The sequence below is a fragment of the Kosakonia sp. PSU_27 genome (assembly GCF_039409795.1).
GTDB lineage: Bacteria > Pseudomonadota > Gammaproteobacteria > Enterobacterales > Enterobacteriaceae > Kosakonia.
Genome location: NZ_JBCIVK010000002.1, coordinates 130,478 through 154,576 on the forward strand (window position 1 = coordinate 130,478; position 24,099 = coordinate 154,576).

General features: G+C 53.1%; 19 protein-coding genes and 7 tRNA genes. 20 read left to right on the top strand and 6 right to left on the bottom strand.

The window, feature by feature from the left end; translation table 11 throughout:
* Positions 1 to 60: 60 nt before the first annotated feature.
* The 4 genes from ybfF (at position 61) to fur (ending at position 2,680) form a co-directional block, all read left to right on the top strand.
* Positions 61 to 834, top strand: coding sequence for an esterase (ybfF, locus tag AAIG26_RS04390; RefSeq protein WP_020457034.1), 774 nt, complete (start codon positions 61 to 63; stop codon positions 832 to 834).
* A gap of 132 nt (positions 835 to 966) precedes the next feature.
* Complete coding sequence (gene ybfE, locus AAIG26_RS04395; RefSeq protein WP_017455918.1) at positions 967 to 1,248, top strand: LexA regulated protein; 282 nt, start codon at positions 967 to 969, stop codon at positions 1,246 to 1,248.
* Positions 1,249 to 1,411: 163 nt separating this feature from the next.
* Positions 1,412 to 1,942, top strand: a complete 531-nt coding sequence (gene fldA, locus AAIG26_RS04400; RefSeq protein WP_170956365.1) for a flavodoxin FldA — start codon at positions 1,412 to 1,414, stop codon at positions 1,940 to 1,942.
* Between the two features lie 291 nt (positions 1,943 to 2,233).
* Positions 2,234 to 2,680, top strand: coding sequence for a ferric iron uptake transcriptional regulator (fur, locus tag AAIG26_RS04405; RefSeq protein ID WP_007373881.1), 447 nt, complete (start codon positions 2,234 to 2,236; stop codon positions 2,678 to 2,680).
* Between the two features lie 116 nt (positions 2,681 to 2,796).
* On the opposite strand, the gene AAIG26_RS04410 is transcribed toward fur, so the two are convergent.
* The 5 genes from AAIG26_RS04410 to nagE all read right to left on the bottom strand — a co-directional run bounded on the left by AAIG26_RS04410 (position 2,797) and on the right by nagE (position 11,658).
* Complete coding sequence (locus AAIG26_RS04410; RefSeq protein ID WP_343180056.1) at positions 2,797 to 5,451, bottom strand: beta-N-acetylhexosaminidase; 2,655 nt, start codon at positions 5,449 to 5,451, stop codon at positions 2,797 to 2,799.
* Positions 5,452 to 5,496: 45 nt separating this feature from the next.
* Positions 5,497 to 6,894: a chitoporin gene (gene chiP, locus AAIG26_RS04415; RefSeq protein ID WP_020457031.1), complete on the bottom strand. Its 1,398-nt coding sequence runs from the start codon at positions 6,892 to 6,894 to the stop codon at positions 5,497 to 5,499.
* Between the two features lie 448 nt (positions 6,895 to 7,342).
* Positions 7,343 to 9,010, bottom strand: coding sequence for a glutamine--tRNA ligase (gene glnS, locus AAIG26_RS04420; RefSeq protein ID WP_020457030.1), 1,668 nt, complete (start codon positions 9,008 to 9,010; stop codon positions 7,343 to 7,345).
* Between the two features lie 83 nt (positions 9,011 to 9,093).
* Complete coding sequence (locus AAIG26_RS04425; protein WP_343180057.1) at positions 9,094 to 9,525, bottom strand: lipoprotein; 432 nt, start codon at positions 9,523 to 9,525, stop codon at positions 9,094 to 9,096.
* Between the two features lie 114 nt (positions 9,526 to 9,639).
* Positions 9,640 to 11,658 carry an N-acetylglucosamine-specific PTS transporter subunit IIBC gene (gene nagE / locus AAIG26_RS04430; protein ID WP_343180058.1) on the bottom strand — a complete coding sequence of 673 codons (2,019 nt, stop codon included), beginning with the start codon at positions 11,656 to 11,658 and terminating at the stop codon, positions 9,640 to 9,642.
* 331 nt (positions 11,659 to 11,989) lie between these two features.
* On the opposite strand from nagE, the gene nagB reads away from it, so the two are divergent.
* The 13 genes from nagB (at position 11,990) to AAIG26_RS04495 (ending at position 19,584) form a co-directional block, all read left to right on the top strand.
* Positions 11,990 to 12,790, top strand: a complete 801-nt coding sequence (gene nagB / locus AAIG26_RS04435) for a glucosamine-6-phosphate deaminase (protein WP_017455911.1) — start codon at positions 11,990 to 11,992, stop codon at positions 12,788 to 12,790.
* A gap of 63 nt (positions 12,791 to 12,853) precedes the next feature.
* Entirely contained in the window at positions 12,854 to 14,002 is a 1,149-nt protein-coding gene (nagA, locus tag AAIG26_RS04440; RefSeq protein ID WP_343180059.1) for an N-acetylglucosamine-6-phosphate deacetylase, read from the top strand.
* A 9-nt stretch (positions 14,003 to 14,011) separates the two neighbouring features.
* Positions 14,012 to 15,232, top strand: a complete 1,221-nt coding sequence (locus AAIG26_RS04445) for an N-acetylglucosamine repressor (RefSeq protein WP_065368999.1) — start codon at positions 14,012 to 14,014, stop codon at positions 15,230 to 15,232.
* A gap of 42 nt (positions 15,233 to 15,274) precedes the next feature.
* Positions 15,275 to 16,027: an HAD-IIA family hydrolase gene (locus AAIG26_RS04450; protein WP_020457025.1), complete on the top strand. Its 753-nt coding sequence runs from the start codon at positions 15,275 to 15,277 to the stop codon at positions 16,025 to 16,027.
* 256 nt (positions 16,028 to 16,283) lie between these two features.
* Positions 16,284 to 17,948, top strand: a complete 1,665-nt coding sequence (asnB, locus tag AAIG26_RS04455) for an asparagine synthase B (protein ID WP_017455907.1) — start codon at positions 16,284 to 16,286, stop codon at positions 17,946 to 17,948.
* A gap of 218 nt (positions 17,949 to 18,166) precedes the next feature.
* A tRNA-Met gene (locus AAIG26_RS04460) sits at positions 18,167 to 18,243 on the top strand.
* 8 nt (positions 18,244 to 18,251) lie between these two features.
* Positions 18,252 to 18,336 (top strand) — tRNA-Leu (locus AAIG26_RS04465).
* 23 nt (positions 18,337 to 18,359) lie between these two features.
* Positions 18,360 to 18,434, top strand: a tRNA-Gln gene (locus tag AAIG26_RS04470).
* Positions 18,435 to 18,469: 35 nt separating this feature from the next.
* A tRNA-Gln gene (locus tag AAIG26_RS04475) sits at positions 18,470 to 18,544 on the top strand.
* A gap of 28 nt (positions 18,545 to 18,572) precedes the next feature.
* A tRNA-Met gene (locus AAIG26_RS04480) sits at positions 18,573 to 18,649 on the top strand.
* A 45-nt stretch (positions 18,650 to 18,694) separates the two neighbouring features.
* Positions 18,695 to 18,769, top strand: a tRNA-Gln gene (locus AAIG26_RS04485).
* A 33-nt stretch (positions 18,770 to 18,802) separates the two neighbouring features.
* Positions 18,803 to 18,877, top strand: a tRNA-Gln gene (locus AAIG26_RS04490).
* A gap of 119 nt (positions 18,878 to 18,996) precedes the next feature.
* On the top strand, positions 18,997 to 19,584 hold the full coding sequence (locus AAIG26_RS04495) for a hypothetical protein (RefSeq protein ID WP_343180062.1): 588 nt from the start codon (positions 18,997 to 18,999) through the stop codon (positions 19,582 to 19,584).
* A 29-nt stretch (positions 19,585 to 19,613) separates the two neighbouring features.
* Here the strand turns inward: AAIG26_RS04495 and ubiF are convergent, their stop codons facing one another.
* The gene (gene ubiF / locus AAIG26_RS04500; protein WP_343180063.1) at positions 19,614 to 20,789 is read right to left on the bottom strand and encodes a 3-demethoxyubiquinol 3-hydroxylase; all 1,176 of its coding nucleotides are present in this window, start codon (positions 20,787 to 20,789) and stop codon (positions 19,614 to 19,616) included.
* Positions 20,790 to 20,960: 171 nt separating this feature from the next.
* Here ubiF and miaB point away from each other — a divergent pair, with 171 nt between their 5' ends.
* The 3 genes from miaB to ybeY all read left to right on the top strand — a co-directional run bounded on the left by miaB (position 20,961) and on the right by ybeY (position 24,038).
* Positions 20,961 to 22,385 carry a tRNA (N6-isopentenyl adenosine(37)-C2)-methylthiotransferase MiaB gene (gene miaB, locus AAIG26_RS04505; RefSeq protein ID WP_020457022.1) on the top strand — a complete coding sequence of 475 codons (1,425 nt, stop codon included), beginning with the start codon at positions 20,961 to 20,963 and terminating at the stop codon, positions 22,383 to 22,385.
* A 142-nt stretch (positions 22,386 to 22,527) separates the two neighbouring features.
* A complete protein-coding gene (locus AAIG26_RS04510; protein WP_045508990.1) occupies positions 22,528 to 23,574 on the top strand; it encodes a PhoH family protein in 1,047 nt (348 codons plus the stop codon).
* Positions 23,571 to 24,038 carry an rRNA maturation RNase YbeY gene (gene ybeY, locus AAIG26_RS04515; protein WP_343180065.1) on the top strand — a complete coding sequence of 156 codons (468 nt, stop codon included), beginning with the start codon at positions 23,571 to 23,573 and terminating at the stop codon, positions 24,036 to 24,038. Before AAIG26_RS04510 ends, ybeY begins: the two co-directional genes overlap by 4 nt.
* Positions 24,039 to 24,099 lie beyond the last annotated feature (61 nt).

Sequence of the window (24,099 nt, forward strand, 5' to 3'; positions counted from 1 at the left end):
GGGCGGCAGAATGTTCAACATAATAACCTAACCCGAATGAGTGAAAAAAAGAACTTTGCCATGAAATTGAATACGCGCGCGCAAACTGCGCAACATCCGCACAACAATTCTCCGATCGTCCTTGTTCACGGTCTTTTTGGTAGCCTCGATAACCTTGGCGTGCTCGCCCGTGAACTGGTTCAGGATCATGATGTGTTGCAAGTGGATATGCGTAACCACGGTCTTTCAGAACGCGCTTCAGAAATGAACTACCCGGCCATGGCGCAGGATCTGCTGGATACGCTGGATGCACATCAGCTCGATAAAGCGACCTTTATTGGCCACTCCATGGGTGGTAAAGCGGTGATGGCGTTAACAGCGCTTGCGCCGGAGCGTATTGATCAACTGGTGGCGATTGATATTGCACCAGTGGATTACCAGGTGCGACGCCATGACGAAATTTTTGCCGCCATCAATGCGGTGAGCGATGCCGGGGCATCCACTCGCCAGCAAGCCGCTGCTCTGATGCGCGAACATATAAATGAAGAAGGTGTCATTCAGTTCCTGCTGAAATCCTTTGTCGACGGCGCATGGCGTTTCAATGTGCCGGTGTTATGGGATCAATACCCGCATATTGTCGGCTGGGAAACGATTCCTGCATGGCATAAACCGGCCCTGTTTGTTCGCGGGGGAAACTCCCCTTACGTCACTGAAGCCTACCGTGACGCGCTGCTGGCGCAGTTCCCGCAGGCGCGAGCACATGTGATTGCAGGTGCAGGTCATTGGGTACATGCCGAGAAACCCGATGCGGTTTTGCGCGCTATCCGTCGCTATCTCGCTGAAAAGACAAATTGATTAAAAAGGCGGCGACTGGTCGTTTCAACGCGCCCGGTCGTTGGCGTGTCCGTTGTGCTGATGTATGATGGCGCGCTATTCAGCCCGGGCGCGCCGCCCGATTGCTTGTTTTTCCCGTAGTATGTTTAGACCATGGCTAAAGAACAAACGGACCGTACGACACTAGATCTGTTCGCGAATGAGCGTCGCCCGGGACGGCCGAAGACAAACCCGCTCTCGCGCGATGAACAGTTGCGCATCAATAAACGCAATCAGCTAAAACGCGATAAAGTTCGTGGGCTTAAGCGTGTCGAATTAAAACTCAACGTGGAAGCCGTCGATGCGTTAAACGAGCTGGCAGAAGCGCGAGATATGAGCCGCAGCGAGCTTATCGAAGAGATGCTGCTGGCGCAGCTGAAAGCTTTGCGCGGCTAGCGAATCCTCCGAAACATCATCGAAATAACACTTTCATGTGTCATACAGTGCAGTCCGACGCGATAGCAGTTTCCGCGTGCTTCCCTGTTCTGCTATGATTGCCCTTATCTGTGGGCGTAGCGCCACCACCATACTCATTAAGTTTCAAGAGGTTATTTTACTCATGGCAATTACAGGCATTTTCTTCGGCAGCGACACCGGTAACACCGAAAACATCGCGAAAATGATTCAGAGTCAGCTTGGTAAAGACGTTGCCGACGTACATGACATTGCCAAGAGCAGCAAAGAAGATATCGAAGGGTATGACATTCTGTTGCTCGGCATTCCCACCTGGTACTATGGTGAAGCGCAGTGCGACTGGGATGACTTTTTCCCGACGCTGGAAGAGATCGACTTTAACGGTAAATTAGTTGCGCTGTTCGGCTGTGGCGACCAGGAAGATTACGCGGAATACTTCTGCGATGCGCTGGGCACCATTCGCGATATCATCGAACCGCGCGGCGCGACCATTGTTGGCCACTGGCCGACCGCGGGCTACCATTTTGAAGCCTCTAAAGGTCTCGCGGATGACGACCACTTCGTTGGCCTGGCGATTGACGAAGACCGTCAACCCGAGATGACCTCAGAACGCGTACAGAAATGGGTAAAACAGGTTCGTGAAGAGCTGCACCTGGACGATATCATTAACGCCTGATTTTTTACGGCGTAATCTGTGGGTTACGCCGTATTAATAGATAAAAGCAATGGAAATAATTGCTACAAATTTTTAACTTTTTTCTCCATCGCTGTACAATGAGCCCTGCTAAACTGGGTGCCGTCGCAAAGGACTTTGCTGGCGACACCACGTTTTATAAGCTTACTTTACTTGAGGGCTTGCAGTTTTCATCCAGCCATGGCAGTTCTATAATGAGACGCATTACCCCAGGTGCATTCCTTATAACTTCCGCTAAGGAAGTGAATCGTATAGCAACAGGACAGATTCCGCATGACTGACAACAATACCGCATTAAAGAAGGCCGGCCTGAAAGTCACGCTTCCTCGGTTAAAAATCCTTGAAGTGCTTCAGGAACCGGATAACCATCATGTCAGTGCGGAAGATTTATACAAACGACTGATCGACATGGGCGAAGAGATCGGGCTGGCAACGGTTTACCGTGTACTAAACCAGTTCGACGACGCCGGGATTGTGACCCGTCATAACTTCGAAGGCGGCAAGTCCGTTTTTGAACTGACTCAGCAGCATCACCACGATCACCTGATCTGCCTCGATTGCGGCAAGGTGATTGAATTCAGTGATGACTCCATTGAAGCGCGTCAGCGTGAAATTGCCGCGAAACACGGCATTCGCCTGACTAACCACAGTCTTTACCTTTACGGCCACTGCGCCGAAGGTGACTGCCGCGAAGATGAACACGCGCACGACGCGAAATAACTGCTTTTGAAACCTAAAAAGCCAGCCTGACGGTTGGCTTTTTTTTGCCTGCAACATCGGCAATAAAAGAAAAAACCCGGCAAGCTCGCGCCGCCGGGTTTAATCGCTGCATCACATTACGCTTTTACGCTATCGACACGGCTAAAGCGTTTACCGTCCGGGCTGGCGGTGCGCACCTGCACTTCCCCCCTCACCTGCGGACGCGCTTTATCGTCGTAGCGCTGCCAGTTTTTGCCGCCGTCGGTTGAGAACTCAACCACCATGCCAGGGAAGCTGGTATTGGCTTCAAGTTTTCCACCGACCACGCGCGCGCCCGGTACTGGCAGGCGGTAATGAACCCCGGCCTTATCCAGTTTCGCCAGTTCGCGATGACCTAACAGGTTCGCAAAGCGTTGCCAGTCACGTTCCAGCGCTTTCACATCCACCAGATGTGTCACGCCGCCTTTGTATTCACGTCCGGCTTTGTAATCCTGCTCCCAGCCCGCGCGATGCCATGCGCGCTCAGCCACCGAAACCATACGCGGATAGATCATGTACTCCATCTGGTTATCGGTGCGCACCACTTCGCTCCACAGCTGCGCGGAAAGGCCATACGCGCCAGGCCACGGTTTATCGGACTTCGCGCTAAACGGGTTGCCATCACGATCGAGCGAGGTTTCCGCGTTCTGCGGCATGTTGTCCGGGGCGAAGCTGAAAATCTTACGTTCATCGCTAAAACGCGTGCCCCAGTAATAGCCGCTTTCCGCCGGGTTGACCTCATTCGGGAAGTCGAGATACACATAATCAGGATTGGAGACGACAACACGGAAGCCTTTGTTCGCCCAGTCATTCACCGAATCAAAACCGCCCCAGTAGAGCGTATCCCAGAAGTTAACATTGACATGATCGGTGGCGAACACCGACGCGTCTTTGGCATCTTTCAAACCGTCCTGCCACGCCTGCATAGTATCAATGCCGTGCGCTTTCACCAGCTTGCTGACTTCCACGCCGAAATAGCTGGAGAGATGTTCAACATCGGCAACTTTGCCCTCTTTGATCATCGCCTGACAGGCTTGCGATTTCGCCCATGGCTTATCCTGATTGCTCTGATCGATAATGCCTTTGCCCGCTTCCGGTTTTTTCTGATCCGTATAGCCTGTACCCAGATAGATATTTTTCGCTTCGTCACCGCCAAAATGCCAGGTATTCAGCGGCAGCCCGGCTTCTTTATGCATTTGCTGGATTTCGCCAATCACTTTGTCCACAAAGTTACGCGACGAATCAAGGCACGGATTGAGATAGCCGGTACGGTTATAGAACTGCACACCGGTGGTGTTCGAGGTGTCTGTCGGATCCAGCAGACGATATTGATTCGCCTCTTTCTCTTTGCCCGCTTTCATCAGGCGATCGTAACGCGCTTCCATCGCGATCACCGCTGCACGCGCATGAGCTGGCATATCGATTTCCGGGATCACCTCAATCTGTCGCGCTTTGGCGTATTTGAGGATCTCGATGTAATCCGCACGGCTAAAGTGGCCGCTGCCGTTGTTGTTACTGTCCGGCCCGGAACCCAGCTGTGGCAACAGGCACGTTTTCTCACTCAAATCATGACAACGTTTGCTGCCGATATCGGTCAGTTCCGGCAGGCCGGGGATCTCAATACGCCAGCCTTCATCATCCGTAAGATGGAAATGGAATTTGTTGAGTTTGTACGCCGACATCTGATCCAACAGACGCAGCACCGCCGCTTTGCTGTGGAAGTTGCGACCGACATCCAACTGAATGCCGCGATAGTCAAAACGCGGCGCATCTTTCGCTTCAAGCGCGGCAATCTTCATCTCGCCCGTAGCAGGAACGAGCGACAGCAGCGATTGCAGACCGTAGAACACGCCCGCCTGATCGTAGCCGGTCACCACGGTTTCCTTCGTGCCAATGTGCAGACGGTACGCGCCAGAAACCGCCTCATCGCCGCTAAAGACGTTGCTGGCAATTTCAGTCCGCAGCGGATAACTGCCCTCTTTCACCCCCAGCAATGCAAAACGCGATTTCACTGCATCCTGTGCATCGGCACTCAGCGCTGAGAGATCCAGCTTCACGCCCTTACTCAGGTCGACATCCTGCCCGTGGATGTTAACGTGCTGCGGTGTTGGCACAATCTGACCACGTAGCGATGCGAGGTTTAGCGTTTTCACATCGCTATTTTTCTCAAAACGCGCCTCGGCAGTCATCAGGATATTTTTATCGTCCGGCGTGCGTTTCCACTGATTATCAAGCGGTGTAACGAAGCGGGATAAATCTTCCGTGTCCGTATTGGCAATGACTTTCGCCGTCGCGCCGTCGGCGGTGACGTACCAGCGCGGCAACACATCGGTGATAAACAACTGCCAGTATTCATTGATAATCGGGATCTCTATCGCCTGCCTGGCCGGGAAACCGGTGAATTTGTCGGTCGGTTCCAGCTTATGCAGGTCGCCCATAATGTGGGTTACTTTGAACTGATCGTTTGCTACCTCCAGCACCGGGCGAATGCTATGAAAATAGATGGCCCACGCTTTGTCGGTTACCGCGTCGCCATTATTGGTCAGTGTGATCACCGCTTTGTTGCAGGAAGCCCAATCGGCGCCGAGTTTCGCGCAGTCAACGCCGTGTTGCGCGGCGAAATTATCTTTCACCGCATAGTTAAGATGAAACTGGCTGATAGCATCCACGGTACTCTGATTCGCCAGCGCCGCAGTGCTGCCCAGCATCGCCAGTACGGCACTGGCGAGCATACTTAAACGAACTGTTTTCATTACGTATTCCTTGTAGTTTGCCGGGCCGAACCCGGCATGCGCTCATCAGAAAATGGTAAACGGTGCGATAACCATAAACTTCACATCGCGCTCATCCTGGAAGATGTTGCCATAACCGCCGCTGTAGCTCGGGATGTCGGAATGGTTGTCGTACTGGGTGAAGTGCAATTTGAACATCGTGCCTTTCGCACGCCCTTCCTGCAGGGTGTAAATTGCATCGAGGCTGTAAGAAGACTCTTTCAGGCGGTAGTTCGGATCGTAATAGGCATCTGGCGTTGCCATATCTGCGGGTTTCGCATCCCAGGCGTAAGCGTAAGACGCGCCCACCGTCCAGCCCGGCAGGTTCCAGTTTTTCAGGTCGTACATCGCACCGAAGAACACCGCTTTTTCGCCGTTGGCGTTAAAGTCAGAGCGGTTATCCCACCAGATATCCAGCCGACCGTTGGATGAAGCGTAAGTCGGCGTCATACGTTGCAGGAAGTAGCCCTGCTGGCCATCCGCTTTTACCCACGTTCCTTCCAGACGCAGATCGACCTGCCCCACTTTGTAGCCAAATGTCAGCGCCTGCAGCCACGCCGTGCCGTCATAAATATCGTTTACGCCGCCATTACTGACTTTGTCGCGTGTGCCATAGAACTGGTAACTGGTGCTCAGCGGGCTGCCTGCGATATCGAATTTGTAGCTGGCTTTTGCGAAATATTGATCGACATACCCCTGAGCCTGACCAAACGCGGCTTCCAGGATGAGATCGTTTTTAAAGTCATATTTCGCGCCAACCGAATGCAGGTAATCAACTTTGGTCTTTTTATCGTTTTGATAGAACTTGTCCATCTCGATATGCCACGGCGATTTGTACTCGTTGGTCCACATGTAGGAGAAACTCAACGCCCCGGCATCGCCGTAGTCAAAATTCGCCCCGGCTTCAGCGCCCTGATAAGTGCCTGGCATAAAGCTCCAGTGCGGCGCTAACAGCGTCTGGCCGGTTGGCTGGATGTAACCTGCGCGCGCCCATACCGGGCCATATTTAAATTTCGCCGCGGCTTTATACAGGCTGACCCCGCTCTTATCACCTGACCAGTCTTCTTTGTAGGCTTTATTGCTGGAGGAGAAAGCGATTTCGTTCGGATGCGCGCTGTCGCCGTTTTCCGCCATCTCGATGGCAGTAAAGGCAGCAATATCCAGACCAAACATATCGGCGGCGTAACCGGACTGGAAATCCAGGTTCGCGTTCCATGTTGAGTGGGAAAGGTTGGTTTTGTATTTATCTTCCAGAACATCTTTGCGGTCACGTTCACGCTGCCAGTAATAGATACCGCCGGTGAGCGTGGAATCATCGATAAAGCCTGCTGCATGAGCCTGTGGAGAGACAACCCAGCCCGACATTGCTGTGACACCGGCGATTGCCAGCGCCAGCGTACTACGTTTGCCACTAAACGTACGCATGAGTGATTCCTTCTAGACGTATTAAAAAATCGCCGGAGATGACGAAAAAAGGTCAAATAGTTTAGGTAGTTACGAAAACCCCCGAATTCACTACCGACTTAAGACTATTTTTCGCGACGCGAATTATCAATGTTTTTCAGCGGCAAAATGACAGGATTATGACGAAGAGCACATATTCCGTAGTGTTTTGAAACATGTTACATAAAACAGGAAAACAACCAATAAAAATCGGAAAAACAAAGACATTAATACTAATTGATAGCGATTACACATTAGAATCGACTTTTAAAGCCACAAAAATGCTTTCCATCTGTTCAGTAAAAGCATCAATGAGAAGACACATTAATTCGCGTCGCGAATGTATATAAAGTGTAACAAGCTAATGGATAAGCAAAAAAAAGCGCCGCTGAAAGCGGCGCTTTAACCCAATTGTTTCTGGTTGACTTACTCAGTCGCCGATTTTCGCCCAGGTATCGCGCAGACCCACTGTACGGTTGAACACCGGTTTGGAAGCGGTTGCATGACGGCTATCAAGGCAGAAATAACCTTCACGTTCGAACTGGTAAGCTTTGCCCGCCTCTGCTTCTTTCAATGACGGTTCGGCGTAGCCTTGCTTAATAACCAGCGATTCCGGGTTGATGGTCGACAGGAAATCTTCGGCCGCCCCCGGATTCGGGACGCTGAACAGACGATCGTAAAGGCGGATTTCGACCGGCAGCGCATGCTGTGCGCTCACCCAGTGAATAACCCCTTTCACTTTGCGACCGTCGGCCGGATCTTTGCTCAGCGTGTCCGCATCGTAAGAACAGAAAATAGTGGTGATGTTGCCGTCGGCATCTTTCTCCACGCGTTCTGCTTTGATGACGTAAGCGTTACGCAGACGAACCTCTTTACCCAGTACCAGACGTTTGTACTGTTTGTTGGCTTCTTCGCGGAAATCTGCGCGATCGATCCAGATTTCACCGCTAAACGGCACGTCACGTGTGCCCATTTCCGGCTTATTCGGATGGTTCGGCATGCTAACGATTTCGCTGCTGCCCTGCGGGTAATTTTCGATAACCAGCTTCACCGGATCGATAACCGCCATTGCACGCGGAGCGTTTTCATTCAGATCTTCACGGATGCAGGACTCCAGAGAAGCCATCTCAATGGTGTTGTCCTGTTTGGTGACACCGATACGTTTGCAGAATTCGCGGATAGAGCCTGCGGTGTAACCACGGCGGCGCAGACCGGAGATGGTCGGCATACGCGGATCGTCCCAGCCTTCAACATGCTTGTCAGTGACCAGCAGGTTCAGCTTGCGCTTGGACATCACAGTGTATTCCAGATTCAGGCGCGAAAATTCGTACTGGCGCGGGTGAACCGGAATGGTGATGTTATCCAGCACCCAGTCATACAGACGGCGGTTATCCTGGAATTCCAGCGTACACAGTGAATGAGTAATGCCTTCCAGCGCATCGCTGATGCAGTGGGTAAAGTCGTACATCGGGTAGATGCACCACTTGTTACCGGTCTGGTGATGTTCGGCGAATTTAATGCGATACAGCACCGGATCGCGCATCACGATAAACGGCGACGCCATATCGATCTTCGCACGCAGGCACGCTTTACCCTCTTCGAAGCCACCCGCGCGCATTTTTTCAAACAGCGCCAGGTTCTCTTCCACGCTGCGATCGCGATACGGGCTGTTCTTACCCGGTGCCGTCAATGTACCGCGATATTCGCGGATCTCATCAGCGGAGAGCTCGTCAACGTAGGCCAGGCCTTTGTTGATAAGCTCGATCGCGTATTCGTACAGCTTGTCGAAATAATCCGAGGAGTAGCAGATATCGCCAGACCAGTGAAAGCCCAACCATTGCACGTCGTTCTTAATAGATTCAACGTATTCGATGTCTTCTTTTGCAGGGTTTGTGTCATCGAAACGCAGGTTGCACTGCCCCTGGTAATCCTGGGCGATACCAAAGTTCAGGCAGATCGATTTCGCGTGGCCAATGTGCAAATAACCATTTGGCTCCGGCGGAAAACGGGTATGGACGGTAGTGTGCTTACCACTGGCCAGATCTTCATCAATGATCTGGCGAATAAAGTTAGTCGGGCGGGCTTCTGCCTCACTCATCACAGGTTCCTCAAGGCGTAAACAACGTATAACGGCATATGATCTAATAAGAGGACGCAGGAAACAACCTTTACTTATACAAATCACTGATGCCCGGAAGAAAGGTATTCAGCTACGTCCTGCGCTTGTCGGCAGCGTAAATCTTGCGTGGTCGGTTTAAGGATGACCGGGCTCGCTATCTCATCGCCCTCGCCGTTTTGCGGAACATAACCCGGCGCTTCAATACACCAGCCCCACGAGTAGAAATTCGTCCCGTGCAAAAAGAAAATCATATTTTCCCACTGGGATTTTTTCTCCACGTCGATATGCCCTTGCCGATCGGCTCGAAACGCTTCCGGCGGCGGATAGTACCCCGGCGGTGAACGCCCGGTGCTGACCCACATCATTGCCGTTGAGATCGGTTCCCCGGCCGGATTACGCACATCCACTTCATAGTGTGGACGCAGCGTGGCGTAACGTGGAATACAGCCGCTTAACGTCAGTACGATAAAGAACGCGCTAATTATCCTTTTCATATCATCCCCTTGATAAAAGCGACATCAGTATGGCACTGATTAAATGCAAGGCAAAAAAAAGCGGCGGAGGATATTCCCCCGCCGCTTAAGGCATGAAAGCTTACTCAGGAGCTATTAGCCTTTAATTTCATACAGCGGAGTCTGACCAGCAACCACCGCGCCCTGCGCCTTGATAACCAGACCGCTAAAGTCGTCGATATTGCTGACCACCACCGGGCTAATCATTGAACGGGCATTCGCGTTGAGGTATTCCAGATCCATTTCGAGGATCGGCTGTCCCGCTACCACTTCCGCACCTTCTTCAACCAGGCGAGTAAAGCCCTGGCCGCCCAGCGCCACGGTATCAATGCCCATATGGACAACGATTTCCGCACCTTTCTCGGTTTCCAGGCAGAAGGCATGGTTAGTGTTGAAGATTTTCACAATGGTGCCCGCAGCCGGAGAAACCACGGTTTTATCCGTCGGTTTCACTGCCACGCCATCACCCACGGCTTTGCTGGCAAAGGCTTCATCCGGCACTTGATCCAGCGCCACCAGTTCACCGGTTACAGGCGATACCAACTCAGCGATGGTTGTCGCGTTCGGTACCGCCTGCGGCTTTACCGATGCCGCCTGAGCCGCTGCCGGAGCAGCATTGCCTGCAGGCGGGACATCACCTGCCGTTCTCATCGCGTCGGCAATTTTTTCCGCCACGAAACCAACAATAATCTGCACCCCGGTTTTGTTCAGACGAATAACGCCTGAAGCGCCAAGACGTTTCGCCATGGATTCGTTCACCAGCGAAGAGTCTTTCACCGTTAAACGCAGACGAGTGATACAGGCGTCAATACCAGTCAGGTTAGAAGACCCCCCAATCGCGGCGATATACTGACGCGCCAGGCCACTCACATCCTGCTCGGTGTTACCGCTGACATTCATATCCTGACCATCCGCTTCGTCGCCGGAAACAGCCAGTTCGCGACCCGGAGTCAACATGTTGAACTTGGTGATAGCGAAACGGAAAACCACGTAATAGATAACGAAGAACACCAGACCTTGCGGGATCAGCATCCACCACTGGGTCGCCAGCGGGTTGCGCGAGGAGAGCACCATATCCACCAGACCGGCGCTGAAGCCGAAACCGGCAATCCAGTGCATGCTCGCGGCGATAAATACGGAGATCCCTGTCAGCACTGCATGGATCACATACAGTACCGGCGCAACGAACATAAAGGAGAATTCCAGCGGTTCAGTGATACCGGTAAAGAACGAGGCAAACGCGCCCGCCATCATGATACCCAGAACTTTGGCTTTATTTTCCGGACGTGCACAGTGGTAAATCGCCAGCGCCGCGCCCGGCAGGCCGAACATCATGATCGGGAAGAAACCTGCCTGGTAACGGCCAGTGATACCGACCACCGCTTTACCGGCTTCAATAGACTGCGCGCCACCAAGGAAGTTAGGAATATCGTTAATACCTGCTACGTCAAACCAGAACACAGAGTTGAGCGCGTGGTGCAAACCGACCGGAATTAACAGGCGGTTAAAGAAGGCGTAAACGCCAGCGCCCACGGAGCCGAGTTTCTGAATGCTTTCACCAAATTCCACCAGACCGCTAAACACGACCGGCCAGATATACATCATGATGAAAGCAACAACGATCATCACAAACGAGGTGAGGATCGGCACCAGACGGCGACCGCTAAAGAAGGAGAGCGCTTTCGGCAGCTCAACGCTGCTAAAGCGGTTATAGAGTTCAGCGGCAATAATCCCCACCAGAATACCGACGAACTGGTTTTTGATTTTGCCAAACGCGGCCGGAACTTGATCCGCAGGGATTTTTTGGATCATTGCCACTGCTGCCGGTGAACAGAGCGTGGTCAGAACCAGGAAGCCGACAAAGCCAGCCAGCGCCGCAGCACCATCTTTGTCTTTTGACATACCGTAAGCGACACCCACCGCGAACAGCACGCCCATGTTATCGATAATGGCGGAGCCGGACTGGATGAAAAACGCCGCCAGTGCGTTTTGACCACCCCAGCCAACCGGGTCAATCCAGTACCCGACACCCATCAGAATTGCCGCCGCAGGCAGCGTGGCGACAGGCACCATTAGCGCACGGCCGATCTTTTGCAGATAACCTAGAATACTCACTTTTATTCCCCCTATGAACCCGATAAGAGCTCACTGAAACAGTCGTTTTTTATTGTGTCACTAACCCTGAAATCACGGCTATTTTCTCACTACCTGACAGAGTGTGTGAAAAATTAATTCGCCTCGCAAATTAAAAGCGTATTTTCTGTGATTAAAATCACTAAGTATCGTCAATCACCCTCCCAATCACTGGCAAACAGGCAAAACTTATTTTATGATTAAAAATATCAGGACGGATTGCTCCCTTCTCTCTGTCGCGAACCAGGTTACGCTTAACGCTGAGTTAGCACGCATTCCGCCAACTTTCTTCATTTAACTTTAGAGGTGAACAATGAGACTGATTCCCCTGGCGACAGCTGAACAAGTCGGCAAATGGGCAGCCCGCCATATCGTCAATCGTATCAACGCGTTCAAACCAACCGCAGACCGTCCGTTTATTCTCGGCTTACCAACCGGTGGAACTCCGCTCACCGCGTACAAAGCGTTAGTTGAGATGCACAAAGCAGGCCAGGTTAGTTTCCAGCATGTTGTCACCTTTAACATGGATGAGTATGTCGGCTTGCCGAAAGATCACCCGGAAAGCTACCACAGCTTTATGCACCGCAATTTCTTCGATCATGTTGATATTCCGGCTGAAAATATTAACCTGCTCGATGGCAACGCGCCGGATATTGACGCAGAATGTCGCCGTTATGAAGAAAAAATCCGCTCTTACGGCAAAATTCACCTGTTTATGGGTGGCGTAGGCAACGATGGGCACATCGCGTTTAACGAACCGGCGTCTTCGCTGGCCTCGCGCACCCGTATTAAAACCCTGACCCATGACACTCGCGTGGCGAACTCTCGCTTCTTTGACGGCGACGTTAATCAGGTGCCGAAATACGCTCTGACCGTTGGCGTGGGTACGCTGTTGGATGCGGAAGAGGTGATGATCCTGGTGCTCGGCGGCGTGAAAGCGCAGGCGCTGCAGGCGGCTGTTGAGGGCAACGTTAACCACATGTGGACCATCAGTTGCCTGCAGTTACACCCGAAAGCCGTCATCGTCTGTGACGAACCGTCCACGATGGAGCTGAAAGTGAAAACGTTGAAATACTTCAACGAGTTAGAAGCGGAAAATATTAAAGGTCTGTAAGTTAGTTCCCGCTCCGCGAGGCGGATCCTGCGGAGCGGTATACCTAGTTAACCGGGGGTCGTTATGTATGCTTTAACCCAGGGCCGAATCTACACCGGCCATGAAATTCTGGATGGCCATGCGCTGGTCATCGCCAATGGTCTGATTGAACGCCTTTGTCCGCTGGCTGAGCTGCCAACAGGAATTGAACAACGCTCGCTGAATGGTGCCATCCTTGCCCCCGGTTTTATCGACGTGCAGCTCAACGGCTGTGGCGGCGTACAGTTTAACGACACCGCAGAAGCCGTTAGCGTAAAAACGCTGGAAATCATGCAGCAGGCAAATGAGAAATCCGGCTGCACCAGCTACCTGCCGACGCTGATTACCACCAGCGATGAATTAATGAAACAGGGCGTGCAGGTAATGCGCGATTACCTGGCTAAATACCCGAATCAGGCGCTGGGCCTTCATCTGGAAGGGCCGTGGCTGAATATTGTTAAAAAAGGCACGCACAACCCGGAATTCGTGCGTAAACCGGATCCGGCGTTAGTCGACTTCCTGTGCCAGAACGCCGATGTGATCACCAAAGTTACGCTGGCCCCGGAAATGGCGGGCACCGAGGTGATTCACCAGTTAGCTGACGCGGGCATCGTGGTTTCTGCCGGTCACTCCAATGCAACGTTAAAAGAAGCAAAAGCCGGTTTCCGCGCCGGGATCACGTTCGCCACACATTTATATAATGCCATGCCGTACATTACCGGCCGTGAACCCGGTCTGGCAGGCGCAGTGCTTGATGACACAGACGTTTACTGCGGCGTGATTGCAGATGGCCTGCATGTCGATTACGTTAATATCCGTAATGCTAAGCGATTGAAAGGCGACAAACTTTGCCTGGTAACTGACGCGACAGCGCCAGCAGGCGCGAATATTGAGCAGTTCATTTTTGCTGGCAAAACAATATACTACCGTAATGGACTGTGCGTGGACGAAAACGGAACGCTGAGCGGTTCCTCCCTGACGATGATCGAAGGGGTGCGAAATCTGGTAGAGCATGTCGGCATTGCGCTGGATGAAGCGCTGCGTATGGCAACCCTCTACCCCGCTCGCGCCATTGGCGTTGACGAAAAGCTGGGAAGTCTCGCCGCGGGGAAAGTGGCGAACCTGACGGCGTTCACGCGCGATTATAAAATCATCAAGACCATCGTTAATGGCAACGAGGTCGTCACTGCATAAAGAGACGGTATGACATCAGGCGGACAAGCTCAAATCGGTAACGTTGACCTCGTAAAGCAGCTTAACAGCGCGGCGGTTTACCGCCTGATTGACCAACACGGCCCCATTTCGCGCATTCAGATTGCCGAACAAAGCCAGCTTGCTCCCGCCAGCGTGACAAAAATCACGCGCCAGCTCATCGAACGCGGGCTGATCAAAGAAGTCGATCAGCAGGCCTCCACCGGGGGCCGCCGCGCTATCTCCATTGTTACCGAAACCCGCAGTTTCCAGGCTATCGGCGTGCGCCTCGGGCGTTACGACACCACCCTGACCTTGTACGATTTAAGCAGCAAAGTGCTGGCGGAAGAGCATTATCCGCTTCCCGAACGTACCCAGGAAACGCTGGAACACGCGCTGCTCAATACCATCAGCCACTTTATTGAAACCAGCCAGCGTAAGATCCGCGAACTGATCGCGATTTCCGTTATTCTGCCGGGCCTGGTAGACCCGGAAAGCGGTGTGATTCGCTATATGCCGCATATTCAGGTTGAAAACTGGGCGCTGGTGGAAGCCCTTGAAGAACGTTTCAAATTGACCTGTTTTGTCGGGCATGACATTCGCAGCCTGGCGCTGGCCGAGCACTATTTTGGGGCAAGCCAGGATTGTGAAGACTCCATTCTGGTGCGCGTGCACCGCGGGACAGGCGCCGGGATTATCTCTAACGGGCGTATATTTATCGGCCGTAACGGCAACGTCGGCGAAATTGGACACGTGCAAGTCGAGCCGCTGGGCGAACGCTGCCACTGCGGCAATTTTGGCTGTCTGGAAACTATCGCCGCCAATGCCGCAATAGAACATCGCGTTCGTCACCTGCTGGAACAGGGCTACCAGAGCCGCCTGACGCTGGAAGATTGCTCTATCAAAACCATCTGCAAAGCCGCCAACAAAGGCGATGCGCTGGCCTGTGAAGTAATCGAATATGTTGGTCGCCATTTGGGTAAAACCATCGCCATTGCCATTAACCTGTTTAACCCGCAGAAAGTGGTGATCGCCGGGGAAATTGTTGAAGCAGAAAAAGTGCTGCTCCCGGCCATTGAGGCGTGCATTAACACTCAGGCGTTAAAAGCGTTTCGCAAAAACTTGCCTGTGGTGCCTTCCGCGCTGGATCACCGCTCGGCGATCGGCGCGTTTGCGCTGGTAAAACGCGCTATGTTGAACGGTCTGCTGCTGCAACGTTTGCTGGAAAACTAACAGCGTCTATCGTTAATACTTATTTTTTTATCCGGACAGTCCATGACCATTCAGAATGTAATCTGTGATATTGACGGCGTGCTGATGCACGACAACGTTGCCGTACCGGGTGCTGCGGAGTTTATCTCCCGCATCCTTGAAAAAGGCATGCCGCTGGTATTACTGACCAACTACCCTTCGCAAACGGGCCAGGATCTGGCGAACCGCTTTGTCTCCGCGGGGATTGATGTGCCTGCCAGCGTCTTTTATACCTCGGCGATGGCGACCGCTGATTTTCTTAAACGCCAGGAAGGGAAAAAAGCCTATGTGGTGGGCGAAGGCGCACTGATCCACGAGCTTTACAAAGCTGGTTTTACCATTACCGATATCAACCCGGATTTTGTCATCGTTGGCGAGACCCGCTCCTATAACTGGGAAATGATGCATAAAGCAGCGTTCTTCGTGGCGAACGGCGCGCGCTTTATCGCCACCAACCCTGACACCCACGGGCGTGGATACTACCCGGCCTGCGGTGCGCTGTGTGCAGGTATTGAAAAAATTTCCGGCCGCAAACCTTTCTATGTCGGCAAACCCAGCCCGTGGATTATCCGTGCGGCACTCAACACTATGCAGGCGCATTCCGAACAGACGGTGATTGTGGGCGATAACCTGCGCACCGATATCCTGGCGGGTTTCCAGGCCGGGCTTGAAACTATCCTGGTACTCTCTGGTGTGTCGCGCATCGATGATATCGACAGCATGCCGTTTCGCCCGTCGTGGATTTACCCCTCGGTCGCGGAAATCGACGTTATCTAAACTTCACCACGTCTTCGGGCGTGGTTTTTTATTTTCACCCCTGTCAAAAAGAACACCATTCAATAAAAAGCGCATTATTTTGCCGATTCATCAATAACAGAGTCTTATGCATACTCTTTTTTCAGCATTCAATAATCATCATTGCACTTTTTACTTTCAGCGCGGTAAAAGGCTTGCGCGCTGCCCCGTTTTTGCGGCATTTTGACTGCAAGCACACAACATTACAGCTTTGCACTCAAGGTTAACGGAGAAGTCTATGTGTTCAATTTTTGGCGTACTGGATATTAAAACCGACGCAGTCGAATTACGTAAAAAAGCGCTGGAATTATCCCGACTGATGCGCCACCGCGGCCCGGACTGGTCCGGTGTTTATGCAAGTGATAAAGCCATTCTGGCGCATGAACGTCTGTCTATTGTTGACGTTAACGCCGGGGCACAGCCGCTCTACAACGAGAAGAAAACACATGCGCTGGCAGTGAACGGTGAAATTTATAACCACCAGGCGCTGCGCGCAGAATATGGCGACCGTTACGCATTCCAGACCGGTTCTGACTGTGAAGTGATCCTCGCGCTGTATCAGGAAAAAGGGCCGGAATTCCTCGACGACTTGCAAGGTATGTTCGCTTTCGCCCTGTACGACAGTGAAAAAGATGCTTACCTGATTGGCCGCGACCATATCGGCATTATCCCGCTGTATATGGGGCACGACGAACACGGCAACTTGTACGTGGCGTCAGAAATGAAAGCGCTGGTGCCGGTTTGCCGCACCATTAAAGAGTTCCCGGCAGGCAGCTACCTGTGGAGCAAAGACGGTGAAATCCGCTCTTATTATCAGCGCGACTGGTTTGACTACGATGCAGTAAAAGACAACGTGACCGACAAAGCGGAACTGCGCCAGGCGCTGGAAGACGCGGTGAAAAGCCACCTGATGTCCGATGTGCCGTACGGCGTGCTGCTTTCGGGTGGTCTGGATTCTTCGGTCATTTCCGCGATCACCAAAAAATTCGCAGCCCGTCGCGTTGAAGATCAGGAGAAATCAGAAGCCTGGTGGCCGCAACTGCACTCCTTCGCTGTGGGTCTGAAAGGCGCGCCGGATCTGAAAGCGGCGCAGGAAGTCGCCAACCATCTTGGCACCGTGCACCATGAAATTCATTTCACCGTGCAGGAAGGACTGGATGCGATTCGCGATGTGATTTACCACATCGAAACCTATGACGTGACGACGATTCGTGCCTCGACGCCGATGTATCTGATGTCGCGTAAAATCAAAGCGATGGGCATCAAAATGGTGCTCTCCGGCGAAGGTTCCGATGAAGTGTTTGGCGGTTATCTCTATTTCCATAAAGCGCCGGATGCCAAAGAGCTGCACGAAGAAACCGTGCGTAAACTGCAGGCCCTGCATATGTTTGACTGCGCCCGTGCAAACAAAGCGATGTCCGCCTGGGGCGTGGAGGCGCGCGTGCCGTTCCTGGATAAAAAATTCCTCGACGTGGCGATGCGTATCAACCCGGAAGACAAAATGTGCGGCAGTAACGGCAAAATGGAGAAACACATTCTGCGCGAATGTTTTGAGTCCTACCTGCCGGCAAGCGTGGCATGGCGCCAGAAAGAGCAGTTCTCCGACGGCGTGGGTTATAGCTGGATCGATACGCTGAAAGAAGTTGCGGCGCAGCAGGTTACGGATCAACAACTGGCAACGGCCAGCTACCGTTTCCCGTACAACACGCCAGCATCGAAAGAAGCGTATCTGTACCGCGAAATTTTTGAAGAGCTGTTCCCGCTGGCAAGCGCGGCGGAATGTGTTCCCGGCGGCCCGTCCGTTGCTTGTTCTTCCGCAAAAGCGTTTGAATGGGACGAAGCTTTCAAAACCATGAACGATCCGTCAGGTCGCGCGGTTGGTATTCACCAGTCAGCTTATTAATAAGTAATGGTTATTCTTACAGGCCCTGCGGGGCCTGTTGTTTTTTGTGCGCTGATTTAATGAATAAAATCAATTTTCGCCCAATAAAGCGTCATGCTGTTCGCAACCTAACCAAACAGTCACATTCCGGCAATTTTCGATGAAAAAGGTATTGACGCTGTAAGGCCCAATACGCATAATGCGCCCCGCAACGCCGATAAGGTAACGCGAAAAAAGATGGCTACGTAGCTCAGCTGGTTAGAGCACAGCACTCATAATGCTGGGGTCACAGGTTCGATTCCCGTCGTAGCCACCATCTTTTTTGCGGGAGTGGCGAAATTGGTAGACGCACCAGATTTAGGTTCTGGCGCCGCAAGGTGTGCGAGTTCAAGTCTCGCCTCCCGCACCATTCCCAGGTAAGCGTTGCACGGATGGGGTATCGCCAAGCGGTAAGGCACCGGTTTTTGATACCGGCATTCCCTGGTTCGAATCCAGGTACCCCAGCCATCTCTTCTTCGACTCCTGCGAAACGCACTAGTCGTTGGGGTATCGCCAAGCGGTAAGGCACCGGTTTTTGATACCGGCATTCCCTGGTTCGAATCCAGGTACCCCAGCCAGTCGATGACTGGGAAAGCAGTAAAACTTGGCTACGTAGCTCAGCTGGTTAGAGCACAGCACTCATAATGCTGGGGTCACAGGTTCGATTCCCGTCGTAGCCACCATATTTAAGGTCTAATGTTAAGACGTTAAACCTGAAAAAGATTTGTTGGGGTATCGCCAAGCGGTAAGGCAGTGGATTCTGATTCCACCATCCCGAGGTTCGAATCCTCGTACCCCAGCCATCTCAAAGACGTTTGCTTTCGCGAACGCACTTTTGGGGTATCGCCAAGCGGTAAGGCAGTGGATTCTGATTCCACCATTCCGAGGTTCGAATCCTCGTACCCCAGCCAACAAAACAAAAAAGCTCGCTTCGGCGGGCTTTTTTGTTTTCTGCACATCCACGGATGTTGGTAGTTAATCACTGCATAAACCGTATGGTAATTTACCCGCCTCTCTCCTCTGAGCCAGCATGATGAACTATCAAAACACTGCCCTGTTAATTTATGCCCCGCTGTATTTACTTTTTGTGGTAACCGGTTTCGGTCTTGCTTTTATGGGCCTCTCCGCGCCGATCTTTTATGGCCTCTGTATGGGGGTGATTTTCCCGGTTGTCATATCCATGCGTCTGCATACGCTGAGCGAAAGCGGCCAGGCCCTGCTGCTGAAGGAGACAACTCACTGGACGGTGTATGTGCAGGGCATTCCGGTGCAGGAAACACGCTCATCGCTGAAAAATCCCTGCTTCTCTACGCCACAGCGCCTTCAGCAATTCTGTATGCGGACACTGCTCGCCAGGCTCGTGCTGCAGGTTGCGTCTGTCGCGCTACTGGTGCAACAGGCCAGCGCAAACCCGCTCTCCCCAGGTTATGGGGCGGCAGCCTTCGTGGCGCTGATTATTCTGCTGGTGCCGCTTTACCGCACAGTGCTGTTGCTGCGCAAAATGCACAATGGCCAATGGGCGCTGCAACAGCTTGAAGGGATTGACGGGTATCAGGCCTTTTTTATCGACAAAAAAGGCGCGCACACGGCCCTGGATAAGTTATTGGCCATTATGTGAGTACTGCGGGTGCTGCGCCCGCAGACCTTTTATAATCCTAATGCGTACTTCAGCGCCTGCCGTTTCAGCACACCGGCGCGATCTGCCGCCATCAGGCCGATATTGCGCAGCAGCCGCACCGGGCCGAGGGTATTACTGAACCCGGCGTAAAACAGATCCATTCCGCTTTGCATAATAAAGTTATCCGCCATACGTCGCGTCTGATAACGCTTCAACACCGCATGGCTGGCCCAGGCTTCCGCCTGCGTACGCGCGCTGGTCAATACATCCAGCAGCGCATCCACATCGCGATACCCCAGATTAACGCCCTGCCCGGCCAACGGATGAATGGTATGCGCTGCGTCGCCCACCAGCGCCAGCCCCGGCCTGACATACTGCAGCGCATGGCGGCGAGTCAGCGGAAAAGAGGCCGCAGCAACCGGTTTAACGGCACCTAAGCGCGCCGGGAAATGCCGGGCAATCTCCTGCTCCAGTTGCGCCATCGTTAATGTCTGCAACTGACGAATACGCGCCGGGCTGTCATACCACACCAGCGATGCCCAGTTATCAAACAGCGGTAAAAAGGCATGCGGACCAGCAGGCGTGAAATGTTGCCAGGTGCTGTCACCCGCTTCGTGTTCGCACTGAACGGTGATCAACATGCAGGATTGCTGATACTGCCAGGCGTGAATGCCAATTCCCGCCGCTTGTCGTACCCAGGAATTCGCGCCATCGGCCCCTACCACCAGTTTTGCGGTTAACGTATCACCATCCGCAAACGTTAATTGCTGATGCGCATCGTGCGCATGCAGCGCGGTTAATTCTTTCGCCGTAAGTAGCGTTACCTGCGGGTGCGCCTGTAACGCCTCCCACAGCGCACGCTGGAGCACCGTGTTTTCCACCATGTAACCGAGCAGCGGCAACTTCAGCTCGCGAGCGTCGAACAGCACATGCGCATTTTCCCACTCCCAGGTTTCCAGTTGCCGATAAGGGTGACAGCGCATGGCCTGAATGTTCTCCCAGACGCCCAGCCCGCGGAGTAACGCCACCGATGCGGCACTGATTGCCGAAATACGTACGTCCGGCGGTAACGTTGCATCAAACGCCGCGGGTTCCTGTTTTTCAATCACGGTCACGGCAAAACCATGTTGCGCCAGCCCCAGCGCCAGCGCTCCGCCGACCATTCCGCCGCCAACGATGGCAACTTCAGTGGATTGATTTGTCATGGCTACTTGTCCTTCAACGAGAATCCGTTAAGTTTACCGGATTTTTTACCCCTTGAGGCTGACAACCGTCATACTGGTCAGCACGCGACCAAAGCATTACAATACGCGGCCTGCAATCCTGGCTGATACCCGTCATACTCAGGGTATACGAACTTAAGCAAGAGCAAGTCGATGACAAAAAAACTCCACATAAAAACCTGGGGCTGTCAGATGAACGAATACGATTCATCGAAGATGGCCGATCTGCTGGATGCCACGCACGGCTATCAACTGACCGAGGTGGCGGAAGAAGCGGATGTGCTGCTGCTTAATACCTGCTCAATCCGTGAAAAGGCTCAGGAAAAAGTCTTCCATCAGTTGGGCCGCTGGAAGCTGCTGAAAGAGAAAAACCCCGATCTGATTATCGGTGTTGGCGGCTGCGTGGCGTCTCAGGAAGGCGATCATATTCGCCAGCGCGCGCACTATGTCGACATTATTTTTGGGCCACAAACCCTGCACCGCTTGCCGGAAATGATTAACTCCGTGCGCGGCACCCGTAGCCCGGTAGTCGATATCAGCTTCCCGGAAATTGAAAAATTCGACCGTTTGCCGGAACCGCGCGCCGAAGGTCCGACCGCGTTTGTATCGATCATGGAAGGCTGTAACAAATACTGTACTTACTGCGTGGTGCCTTATACCCGTGGTGAAGAAGTCAGCCGCCCTGCCGATGACATCCTGTTTGAGATCGCGCAACTGGCGGCGCAGGGCGTGCGTGAAGTGAACCTGCTCGGCCAGAATGTGAACGCCTGGCGCGGTGAGAACTTTGACGGCAGTATCGGCACCTTTGCCGAACTGCTGCGTCTGGTGGCGGCGATTGATGGTATCGATCGCATCCGTTTCACCACCAGCCACCCTATTGAGTTCACCGATGACATCATTGACGTCTATCGCGACACGCCGGAGCTGGTGAGCTTCCTGCATCTGCCGGTGCAAAGTGGTTCTGACCGCATACTGAATCTGATGAGCCGCACGCATACCGCGCTGGAATACAAAGCGATCATCCGTAAGCTACGCGAGGCGCGCCCGGACATTCAGATTAGCTCCGACTTTATCGTCGGCTTCCCGGGTGAGACCACCGAAGATTTCGAAAAAACCATGAAGCTGATTGCCGATGTTAACTTCGACATGAGCTACAGCTTTATCTTCTCCGCACGCCCGGGCACGCCCGCTGCCGATATGGTAGATGATGTGCCGGAAGAGGAGAAAAAACAGCGCCTGTACATTCTGCAAGAGCGTATTAACCAGCAGGCGATGGCCTGGAGCCGCCGTATGCTTGGCACGACGCAGCGCATCCTGGTGGAAGGTACTTCTCGTAAGAACATCATGGAGCTGTCCGGCCGCACCGAAAATAACCGCGTGGTGAACTTCGAAGGCAAGCCAGAGATGATCGGTAAATTTGTCGATGTGGAAATCGTTGATGTCTACCCGAACTCCCTGCGCGGCGTGCTGGTGCGTACCGAAGAAGAAATGGGTCTGCGCGTGGTGGAATCGCCACAATCTGTTATTGCCCGTACGCGTAAAGAGAACGACCTCGGCGTCGGTCTGTACCAACCGTAATACCACCGGCCTGCCATTTCTGGCAGGCCTTGCTTTTCCCCTCGCCGGCCCCAACATCTTGCGCAATGCTTGCGACTTCTTTATATGCCGTGAATAATTCCCTAATGGGCATAGCCCTCGACACATCGAAAAGAGGAACAGTTTGAATATAGATACGCGTGAAATTACCCTTGAGCCAGCGGACAACGCACGTCTGCTAAGTCTGTGCGGCCCGTTTGACGACAACATCAAACAACTGGAGCGGCGACTGGGCATCGAAATCAACCGCCGCGATAATCACTTCAAACTCACCGGACGCGAAATTTGCGTTAATGCCGCCGCCGATATTCTGCGCACCCTGTATGTCGATACCGCGCCGATGCGCGGCCAGATCCAGGATATCGAACCGGAACAGATCCATCTGGCTATCAAAGAAGCGCGCGTGCTGGAGCAGAGCGCCGAGAGCGTGCCGGAGTACGGCAAAGCGATTCATATCAAGACCAAGCGTGGTGTGATTAAACCGCGCACGCCGAACCAGGCGCAGTACGTCGCCAATATGCTCGATCACGACATCACCTTCGGCGTTGGCCCGGCGGGAACCGGTAAAACTTACCTCGCGGTCGCCGCAGCAGTGGATGCACTGGAACGTCAGGAAGTACGCCGCATTCTGCTGACGCGCCCGGCGGTAGAAGCAGGTGAAAAACTCGGCTTCCTGCCCGGCGATCTCAGCCAAAAAGTCGATCCTTATCTGCGCCCGCTGTATGACGCGCTGTTTGAAATGATTGGCTTTGAACGCGTCGAAAAGCTGATAGAGCGCAACGTCATTGAAGTCGCGCCGTTAGCCTATATGCGCGGCCGTACGCTAAACGACGCGTTTATCATTCTTGATGAGAGCCAGAACACCACCATCGAACAGATGAAGATGTTCCTGACGCGTATTGGCTTTAACTCCAAAGCGGTGATTACCGGCGATGTCACGCAGATTGACCTGCCGCGCAATACCAAGTCCGGTCTGCGTCACGCCATTGAAGTGCTGGCGAACGTCGACGAAATCAGCTTTAACTTCTTCCACAGCGAAGATGTGGTGCGCCATCCGGTGGTTGCCCGTATCGTTATCGCCTATGAAGCCTGGGAAGAGGCCGAACAGAAACGTAAAGCAGAACTGGCCGCCGAGCGCAAACGCGAAGCCCAGGAGCAGGAGCAAAAATGAGTCAGGTGATCCTTGATCTACAGCTGGCGTGTGAAGATAACAGCGGCCTGCCGGAAGAAGCGCAGTTCCAGAAGTGGCTTGACGCCGTTATCCCGCAGTTTCAGGAAGAAGCGGAAGTCACCATTCGCGTGATCGACAATGCGGAAAGCCATGAACTGAACCTGACCTACCGCGGGAAAGATAAGCCGACTAACGTGCTCTCTTTCCCGTTTGAAGCGCCGCCGGGTATCGAAATGCCGCTGCTTGGCGATTTGATCATTTGCCGCCAGGTTGTGGAACAGGAAGCCCAGGAGCAAGGCAAACCACTGGACGCACACTGGGCGCACATGGTGGTGCACGGTAGTTTACACCTGCTCGGTTACGATCATATTGAGGATGATGAAGCCGAAGAGATGGAAGGGATCGAGACAGAGATAATGCTTGCTCTGGGCTATGAGGATCCGTACATTTCCGAGAAAGAGTAAGTTGGCGCGCAGATTGCTGCGCGCCACTCGCTAAAAATGCCGTCCGGCGCTGAGTTTACGC

Bases quoted from the DNA above. Each gene is read 5' to 3' on its own strand.
- AAIG26_RS04425 (WP_343180057.1), bottom strand. From the start codon at position 9,525: ATGAAAAGGATAATTAGCGCGTTCTTTATCGTACTGACGTTAAGCGGC.
- nagA (WP_343180059.1), top strand. From the start codon at position 12,854: ATGTATGCTTTAACCCAGGGCCGAATCTACACCGGCCATGAAATTCTG.
- fldA (WP_170956365.1), top strand. From the start codon at position 1,412: ATGGCAATTACAGGCATTTTCTTCGGCAGCGACACCGGTAACACCGAA.
- chiP (WP_020457031.1), bottom strand. From the start codon at position 6,894: ATGCGTACGTTTAGTGGCAAACGTAGTACGCTGGCGCTGGCAATCGCC.
- fur (WP_007373881.1), top strand. From the start codon at position 2,234: ATGACTGACAACAATACCGCATTAAAGAAGGCCGGCCTGAAAGTCACG.
- asnB (WP_017455907.1), top strand. From the start codon at position 16,284: ATGTGTTCAATTTTTGGCGTACTGGATATTAAAACCGACGCAGTCGAA.
- AAIG26_RS04410 (WP_343180056.1), bottom strand. From the start codon at position 5,451: ATGAAAACAGTTCGTTTAAGTATGCTCGCCAGTGCCGTACTGGCGATG.
- AAIG26_RS04450 (WP_020457025.1), top strand. From the start codon at position 15,275: ATGACCATTCAGAATGTAATCTGTGATATTGACGGCGTGCTGATGCAC.
- ubiF (WP_343180063.1), bottom strand. From the start codon at position 20,789: ATGACAAATCAATCCACTGAAGTTGCCATCGTTGGCGGCGGAATGGTC.
- AAIG26_RS04445 (WP_065368999.1), top strand. From the start codon at position 14,012: ATGACATCAGGCGGACAAGCTCAAATCGGTAACGTTGACCTCGTAAAG.
- ybfE (WP_017455918.1), top strand. From the start codon at position 967: ATGGCTAAAGAACAAACGGACCGTACGACACTAGATCTGTTCGCGAAT.
- AAIG26_RS04495 (WP_343180062.1), top strand. From the start codon at position 18,997: ATGATGAACTATCAAAACACTGCCCTGTTAATTTATGCCCCGCTGTAT.
- nagB (WP_017455911.1), top strand. From the start codon at position 11,990: ATGAGACTGATTCCCCTGGCGACAGCTGAACAAGTCGGCAAATGGGCA.
- ybfF (WP_020457034.1), top strand. From the start codon at position 61: ATGAAATTGAATACGCGCGCGCAAACTGCGCAACATCCGCACAACAAT.
- miaB (WP_020457022.1), top strand. From the start codon at position 20,961: ATGACAAAAAAACTCCACATAAAAACCTGGGGCTGTCAGATGAACGAA.
- ybeY (WP_343180065.1), top strand. From the start codon at position 23,571: ATGAGTCAGGTGATCCTTGATCTACAGCTGGCGTGTGAAGATAACAGC.
- glnS (WP_020457030.1), bottom strand. From the start codon at position 9,010: ATGAGTGAGGCAGAAGCCCGCCCGACTAACTTTATTCGCCAGATCATT.